5 protein-coding genes and 2 pseudogenes are annotated in these 7293 nt (G+C 68.5%); 5 read left to right on the forward strand and 2 right to left on the reverse strand.

Annotated features, from left to right (window positions below):
* Nucleotides 1-240, forward strand: a pseudogene (locus B551_RS26515) (TetR/AcrR family transcriptional regulator); the annotation flags it as partial.
* Between the two features lie 78 nt (nt 241-318).
* Complete coding sequence (locus B551_RS10825; RefSeq protein ID WP_006579389.1) at nt 319-1338, forward strand: tripartite tricarboxylate transporter substrate binding protein; 1020 nt, start codon at nt 319-321, stop codon at nt 1336-1338.
* Here B551_RS10825 and B551_RS26520 read toward each other — a convergent pair.
* Complete coding sequence (locus tag B551_RS26520; RefSeq protein ID WP_083492573.1) at nt 1284-3032, reverse strand: pentapeptide repeat-containing protein; 1749 nt, start codon at nt 3030-3032, stop codon at nt 1284-1286. The genes B551_RS10825 and B551_RS26520 overlap by 55 nt on opposite strands.
* A gap of 35 nt (nt 3033-3067) precedes the next feature.
* On the opposite strand from B551_RS26520, the gene B551_RS10835 reads away from it, so the two are divergent.
* Entirely contained in the window at nt 3068-3748 is a 681-nt protein-coding gene (locus B551_RS10835) for a histidine phosphatase family protein (RefSeq protein WP_006579386.1), read from the forward strand.
* A gap of 69 nt (nt 3749-3817) precedes the next feature.
* The gene (locus tag B551_RS10840) at nt 3818-4687 is read left to right on the forward strand and encodes a crotonase/enoyl-CoA hydratase family protein (protein WP_006579385.1); all 870 of its coding nucleotides are present in this window, start codon (nt 3818-3820) and stop codon (nt 4685-4687) included.
* A gap of 20 nt (nt 4688-4707) precedes the next feature.
* On the opposite strand, the gene fusA is transcribed toward B551_RS10840, so the two are convergent.
* Nucleotides 4708-6813, reverse strand: a complete 2106-nt coding sequence (fusA, locus tag B551_RS10845; protein WP_023264071.1) for an elongation factor G — start codon at nt 6811-6813, stop codon at nt 4708-4710.
* Between the two features lie 226 nt (nt 6814-7039).
* On the opposite strand from fusA, the pseudogene B551_RS10850 reads away from it, so the two are divergent.
* Nucleotides 7040-7293: pseudogene (locus B551_RS10850) on the forward strand (mechanosensitive ion channel family protein); the annotation flags it as partial.

A 7293-nucleotide genomic window follows, 5' to 3' on the forward strand; every position in this document is an offset into this window, starting at 1 on the left:
TGGCAGCCGCATCGCGCCTGTGCGGCCGCCTTCGCGGACCGGATGGTGGCGCTGCTGATGCCGCGGCTCGATGACGGCGCGCGCGCCGAGGCGAAGGTGCGCTTCGCCATGCAGGCCGCGTTCGGCATGCTGGTCGATGCGTTGTTGCACGACCCGCTGCCGTTGCGGCTGGACGACGACGAACTGCCCGTGCAGATGGCGCGGCTGATTGGCGGCTATCTGGCGCCAAGGTGCGATTGAATCGGCGCGATGGAATGCGGCAGCGCGCCGCCGAGCCGATCGCGGGAACCACACGAACATGACCACGAGGAGACCAGCATGAACCCACGCAGCAAGGCGTCCACCGGCAAGGCGGGCCAACGCAGGACCGCGATGCGCGCCGCCGCCCTGGCAATGCTGTCGCTGGCCGCCTTGCCGCTGCATGCGCAGCAACCCTACCCCAGCAAGCCGATCCGCATCGTCGTGCCCTATCCGGCCGGCGGCTCGACCGACACGCTGGCCCGCACGCTGGGCGACACGCTGAGCCAGCGGCTGGGCCAACCGGTCGTGGTCGAGAACAAGGGCGGCGCGGGCGGCATCATCGGCACCGACCATGTCGCCAAGTCCGCGCCCGACGGCTACACGCTGCTGATGACGGTGCCCGGCCCGATCACGGCCAATCTGGCGCTGTACAAGAAGCTGCCCTACGATCCGCGCACCGATCTGCAGCCGGTCTCCGATATCGCCACGATGCGTACCGTGCTGGTGGTCAACAGCACGCTGCCGGTCAAGAGCGTCGACGAATTGTTCGCCTACGCGAAGGCGCATCCCGGCGCCCTGCGGATGGGCTCGTGGGGACCGGGCACGCAGCCGCATACGATCCAGTCGTATCTGGCCAAGACCAAGGGGCTCGATATCCTGCACGTGCCCTACCGCGGTGAAGGACCGATGGTGTCGGACCTGCTGGCGGGGCAGGTCAATATGACGATCGGCTCGGTGACCGCGCTGAAGCAGCATATCGCCACCGGCAAGCTGCGGGCGCTGGCCGTAATCGGCACGCGGCGGGCCGTCGGCCTGCCCGATGTGCCGACGTTCGCCGAGGCGGGTTATCGCGATGCCGCCTACGAGATCGTCGGGCCGACCACGCTGCTCGCCCCGGCGAAGACGCCGCCGGCCATCGTCGAGCGGCTTGGGCGCGAGGTCAGCGCGCTGGTCCGCAGCGGCCCGGTGGCACGCCGGATCGACGAGATGGGCGCCGAGCCGGTCGGCAATCTGCCGGCCGAGGCGAGCAGCGCCTATCGGGCCTATCTGCCGGTGGTGCTGAAGCTGACCGCCGATACCGGCGTCACGCTCGATTGATCGGGGACGACCTTGATGGGGGACGACCGCAGCTCCAGCGTCAACTCCCATGGCAGTTCGCCAAACTTGGCGAAGATCGCGGGATCATACTTGGCAAACATCGCGCGATATCGGTCCGCCAGCTTCAGCAGCACGTCTTCGCACGACTCGGGCAGCGTTCTGGCCAGGCGCTGGCACTGGTGCCTGGCCAGCCTCCGGATACAGTGATCCAGCACGATGTCGGTGCTCTGCTCGCCGGAGTTTCCCCAATACTGGTCGACGTCCTTCAACAACAACTCGGCGAGGGCGTCATTGGTGTCGGAAATGTCCTCGTTTTGCGCGGTCGCGCAATTCAGCGCGTTGACGATCGCCGCCATCAGTTCGCGTCGCCGTTGCGGATCGGACAGCGAGACCACCGTCCACAGCAGATTGCCGTCATGCTGATGCAGCGGCTTGAGCGCGGCCCGGCGGGTGGCGCCGTCGACCAGCGCGTCGGGCGGCAGCACGAAGCCAGCGCCTGTCAGGTCCGCCCCGGACAGCGTCGCGCCGGCCAACGCCATCGCGTAAAGCGTCTGGCCACGCAGGTCCGCACCGCTGAGCGAGGCGTTTTGCAGCCGGGTGCCGGCGAGCTGGGCGCCGGACAGCCTGGCGCCGTCCAGCCTGGCACGACGCAGATCGGCCAGCCGCAGATCGGCATCGCGCAGGTCCGCGCTGCGCAGGTCCGCCTCGACGGCGTCGCAACGGACCAGCACCGCGCCGCGCAGGTCGGCACCGCCCAGATCGAGCGGCCCCAGGTTGCTGTCGCGCAGGTTGCGCGCACGCAGGTCGGAACCCGGACCGAACAAACGCTGCGCGACTTCGGGGCACAGTCGACGCAGCTCGGTGTCAGGCGGCATGGGCGGCCGGCTGTGCGACGCCTCGCCGGTGCGCTCCGATGCGCCATCGGGTTCGGCCTGGGGCCGCTGAGCGTAACGCAGCAGTTGGGCGCGGCGCCGGCGCCCGGCCTGGCGGCTCTCTGCCGACAGGCCGTCATGATCGAGAGCCGGCGGCAGCCAGCCCTTGATGTAGAGCGGGACCACGCGCGGCCGCGCGCAATCCCGGCTGCCGTCGGCGCTGCCGCCCTTGCCTCCTTCGTTGCCGCCATCGGTCTCGACGCGCAGCGCCCAATGCTTGACGAAGCGGCGCACCCGCGATTCCCACAGCACCGCGTCGCCGCCCAGGCGCAGGCACCGCATCAACCGCGCGAAGCGCTGGCGGTGTGTCATCTGCCACAGCGGAGCGGTCTTGATCTTCCAGCCGGAATCCGATCGGCACAGGCGAAACCGATGGCCCTGTACCTCGATCAGTTCGCCACGCACGAGCGCCGCGCTGATCGCCGGTCCGCCATGCGGCGATTCCAGTGCCGCGCTGAAGGCGGTGCAGTCGGGATACGCCAAGGTGTGATACGTACGCATCGTCATGACCTCTTGATGTCGTGATGCTGATGTCGGGGTGCTGATGTCTGGATTGCCTGAGGAATGCCCGCCGGCGGGCAGGCGCCAAGGTAACCGCGTATGGCGACGCCATTTGCGTAACATGCCAGCGGCTTTCGAAAATTTGCGACGCGCAAGGCGCGCCGGCCGCGACAATGCAGCGCGGCCATGACCGGTATGCAGCGTGTCACGCTTGCTTGGCCGGCACTCGGACCGCGCCCTACAATCGAGCGCGACGGCCATCGCTTGCCCCTCTCCCAACCTTCCGCTCTCCCTCTATGGCAACGCTATTTCTCGTGCGCCACGGCCAGGCCTCCTTCGGCGCTGCCAATTACGACTGCCTGTCGGCACAGGGCCGGCAGCAATCGCGCTGGCTCGGCGAATATTTCGTCGAGCGCGGGGTGCGCTTTCGCCGCGTGATCGCCGGCTCGCTGGTGCGCCAGCAGGACACCGCCAGCGAGATCCTGGCGGCGATGGGCGAGGCCGGTGCCGGGCTGACGCTCGAAACCCATCCGGGCTTCAACGAGTACGACGGCGAGGCGCTGTATTGCGCCCACACCGGCGGCGCCGACCATCGCGCGCATCAGAACGGCGACTACGCGGACTACTGGCGCACCTTCCGCGCGGCGTTCGCGGCCTGGACCGCCGGCACGCTGACCGGCATGCCCGAGAGCTGGGACGAATTCGGCAAACGCATCGCCGCCGGGCTGGCGCACGGCGCCGAGGGTTCGGCGCGCGAGGATGCGATCCTGGTGGTCAGTTCGGGCGGCGCAATCGGCCGCGCGGTGGCCGACATGCTGCACGCACCGGCGCAGACCGCGATCGAACTGAACCTGCAGTTCCGCAACACCGCCTTCTGCGAAATCATCTGCGGCCGCAATACGCAGCGGCTGCTCAGCTTCAACAACGTGCCGCATCTGGAGCGCGCGGACCGGCGCGGCGCGATCACCTTCGCCTGAGCGAGCCGGCGCCGGGCGCCGGCATCGCCATCGACGTTTCCCGCATCGACCGACCACCTCGGAGCCCTCATGAACCCCTCACCGTTCGAAACGCTGCGCTACGCCGTCGCCGACGGCATCGCGACCATCACGCTACACCGGCCGGAACAGATGAATACGTTCAATGCGCAGATGATGCAGGAGCTGATCGCCGCCTTCGACGCGACCGACGCCGACGATGCGGTGCGTGCGGTCGTGGTGACGGGCGCGGGGCGCGCGTTCTGCGCCGGTGCCGATCTATCGTCGGGCGGCTCGACCTTCGATTTCGAGAAGCGCTATGGCGCGCCGGCCGACACGCCGCACCGCGACGGCGGCGGGCGCGTCGCGCTGCGGATCTACCGCAGCCTGAAGCCGGTGATCGGGGCGATCAACGGCGCGGCGGTCGGCATCGGCGTGACGATGCAGCTGCCGATGGATATCCGGCTGGCGTCGACCGCGGCCAAGTTCGGTTTCGTGTTCTCGCGCCGCGGCATCACGCCGGAGGCCGCGTCGTCGTGGTTCCTGTCGCGCGTGGTCGGCATCTCGACCGCGCTGGAGTGGTGCTACACCGGCCGCGTGTTCCCGGCCCAGGAGGCGCTGGAGCGCGGCCTGGTGCGGTCGCTGCATGAACCGGACGACCTGCTGCCGGCAGCCTACGCGCTGGCGCGCGAGATCGCGGACAACGCCGCGCCGGTGTCGGTCGCGATCTCGCGGCAGATGATCTGGCGGATGGCCGGCGCCGCGCATCCGATGGAAGCGCACAAGCTCGACAGCCGCGCGATCCAGTCGCGCGGCCGCTCGCCGGACGCGAAGGAAGGCGTCGAGGCCTTCCTGCAGAAGCGGCCGGCCGCGTTCCCGCAGACCGTGTCGCGCGACATGCCGGACTTCTTCGACTGGCAGGGCGAGCCGCCCTTCGTTTGAGGACGGCCTTCGCCTGACGACTATTGCCGGCGCGCGTTGACCACCGCGTCGGCGACGTTGGCCGGCGCCTCGGCGTAGTGCTTGAACTCCATCGTGTAGGTTGCGCGGCCCTGGGTCAGCGACCGCAGCGAGGTCGAGTAGCCGAACATCTCCGCCAGCGGCACCTCGGCGCGCACCAGCTTGCCGCCGCCGCCCGCGATCTCGTCCATGCCGTGCACGATGCCGCGCCGCGACGACAGATCGCCCATCACGTTGCCGGTGAACTCCTCCGGCGTCTCGACCTCGACCGCCATCATCGGCTCGAGCAGCACCGGACGCGCGCGGCGCATGCCGTCCTTGAAGGCCATCGAGCCTGCCATCCGGTAGGCGTTCTCGTTCGAATCGACCTCGTGATACGAGCCGAACACCAGCGTGACCTTGACGTCCACCACCGGGAAGCCGGCCAGCACGCCGGCGTTCAGCGTCTCCTGGATGCCCTTGTCGACCGCCGGAATGAACTCGCGCGGAATCACGCCGCCCTTGATCGCATCGACGAATTCGTAGCCCTTGCCCTGCGGCTGCGGCTCCAGGTCGATCACCACGTGGCCGTACTGGCCACGGCCGCCGGACTGCTTGACGAACTTGCCCTCGACGCCCTTGATCGGCTGGCGGATCGTCTCGCGATAGGCGACCTGCGGCTTGCCGACGGTCGCTTCCACGCCGAACTCGCGCTTCATCCGGTCGACCAGGATTTCCAGGTGCAGCTCGCCCATGCCGGAGATGATGGTCTGGCCCGATTCCTCGTCGGTCTTGACGCGGAACGACGGGTCCTCCTGCGCCAGGCGGTTCAGCGCCACGCCCATCTTCTCCTGGTCCGCCTTGGTCTTGGGCTCGACCGCCTGCGAGATCACGGGCTCGGGGAAGGTCATCCGCTCGAGGATGATCACGTTGGCGGGGTCGCACAGCGTGTCGCCGGTGGTCGCCTCCTTCAGGCCCACGGCCGCGGCGATGTCGCCGGCGCGCACCTCCTTGATCTCGTTGCGCGTGTTCGCATGCATCTGCAGGATCCGGCCCAGGCGTTCGCGCTTGCCCTTGACCGGGTTGTAGACGGTATCGCCCGAATTGACCACGCCGGAGTAGACGCGGAAGAAGATCAGCTGGCCGACGAACGGGTCGGTCATGATCTTGAAGGCGAGCGCGGAGAACGGTTCGTCGTCGCTCGGGTGGCGCTCGGCATCGCGGTCGTCCTCGGTATGGCCGCGGATCGCCGGCACGTCGGCGGGCGACGGCAGATAGTCGACCACCGCGTCGAGCATTGCCTGCACGCCCTTGTTCTTGAAGGCGCTGCCGCACAGCATCGGCACGATCTCGTTGGCGATGGTGCGCTGGCGCAGGCCGGCCTTGATCTCGTCCTCGCTCAGGGCCTCGCCGCCCAGGTATTTCTCCAGCAGCGACTCGTTGGCCTCGGCCGCCGCCTCGACCATCCGCTCGCGCCACAGCTGCGCGGTATCGACCAGCTCGGCCGGGATCTCGCGGTATTCGAAGCGCACACCCTGGCTGGCCTCGTCCCAGACGATGGCCTGCATGCGCACCAGGTCGATGACGCCGAGGAAATGATCCTCGGCACCGATCGGAATCTGCACCGGCACGGCGGCGCCCTTCAGACGCTCGGCGATCTGCTCGCGCACGCGGAAGAAGTCCGCGCCGACGCGGTCCATCTTGTTGACGAAGGCCAGCCGCGGCACGCCGTATTTGTTCGCCTGGCGCCAGACCGTTTCCGATTGCGGCTGCACCCCGCCGACCGCGTCGTAGACCATCACGGCGCCGTCGAGCACGCGCATCGAGCGCTCGACCTCGATCGTGAAGTCGACGTGTCCGGGGGTGTCGATGATGTTGATCCGGTGCTCGGGATACTTGCCGGCCATGCCCTTCCAGAACACCGTGGTGGCGGCCGACGTGATGGTGATGCCGCGCTCCTGCTCCTGCTCCATCCAGTCCATGGTGGCGGCGCCCTCGTGCACCTCGCCGAGCTTGTGGCTGACGCCCGTGTAGAACAGGATGCGTTCGGTCGTGGTCGTCTTGCCGGCGTCGATATGCGCACTGATGCCGATGTTGCGATAGCGCTCGATGGGAGTTTTGCGGGCCACGACAATCTCCTGAGTTAGGGGCCTGAGTAGAACCTGAAGAAAAAGGGGTCGGAGAAAAGAGGGAAATTAGAGTAGCACTATCGGCGAACTTGCGTGCGACGCCGAATCGGCGCCCGGAGCGTCAGACGTTGACGGGTCGCCCCGCACTTGGGCATCGGTTACAGTGCGCCCATGACGGCCCTCCCAGCGGGGGCCGAGGACCGGTTTCGACGAGGCTCCCGCGACGATGAAACTGCGATGTCATCTGCCATGGCTGGCGCTGATCTGGCTCTGCGCGATCGGCGCCATGCCCCTCGCCGGTGCGGCCGCGCCATTGGGCAAGCCCGCCGCCCATCCCGCTGCCGGGACCTCGGCCTCGGAGGCCGCGGCCAGCGTGCCGCTGGCGCAATCGCTCGATCAGGTCATCGAGACACTGCAGAACGACCAGCAGCGCGCCGCGCTGGTCGGCCAGCTGCGCGCGGTCCGCGACGGGCTCGGGGC

The sequence above is a fragment of the Cupriavidus sp. HPC(L) genome (genome assembly GCF_000307735.3).
Lineage (GTDB): Bacteria > Pseudomonadota > Gammaproteobacteria > Burkholderiales > Burkholderiaceae > Cupriavidus.

Bases quoted from the DNA above. Each gene is read 5' to 3' on its own strand.
- B551_RS10840 (WP_006579385.1), top strand. From the start codon at position 3,818: ATGAACCCCTCACCGTTCGAAACGCTGCGCTACGCCGTCGCCGACGGC.
- B551_RS26520 (WP_083492573.1), bottom strand. From the start codon at position 3,032: ATGGCCGTCGCGCTCGATTGTAGGGCGCGGTCCGAGTGCCGGCCAAGC.
- B551_RS10835 (WP_006579386.1), top strand. From the start codon at position 3,068: ATGGCAACGCTATTTCTCGTGCGCCACGGCCAGGCCTCCTTCGGCGCT.
- B551_RS10825 (WP_006579389.1), top strand. From the start codon at position 319: ATGAACCCACGCAGCAAGGCGTCCACCGGCAAGGCGGGCCAACGCAGG.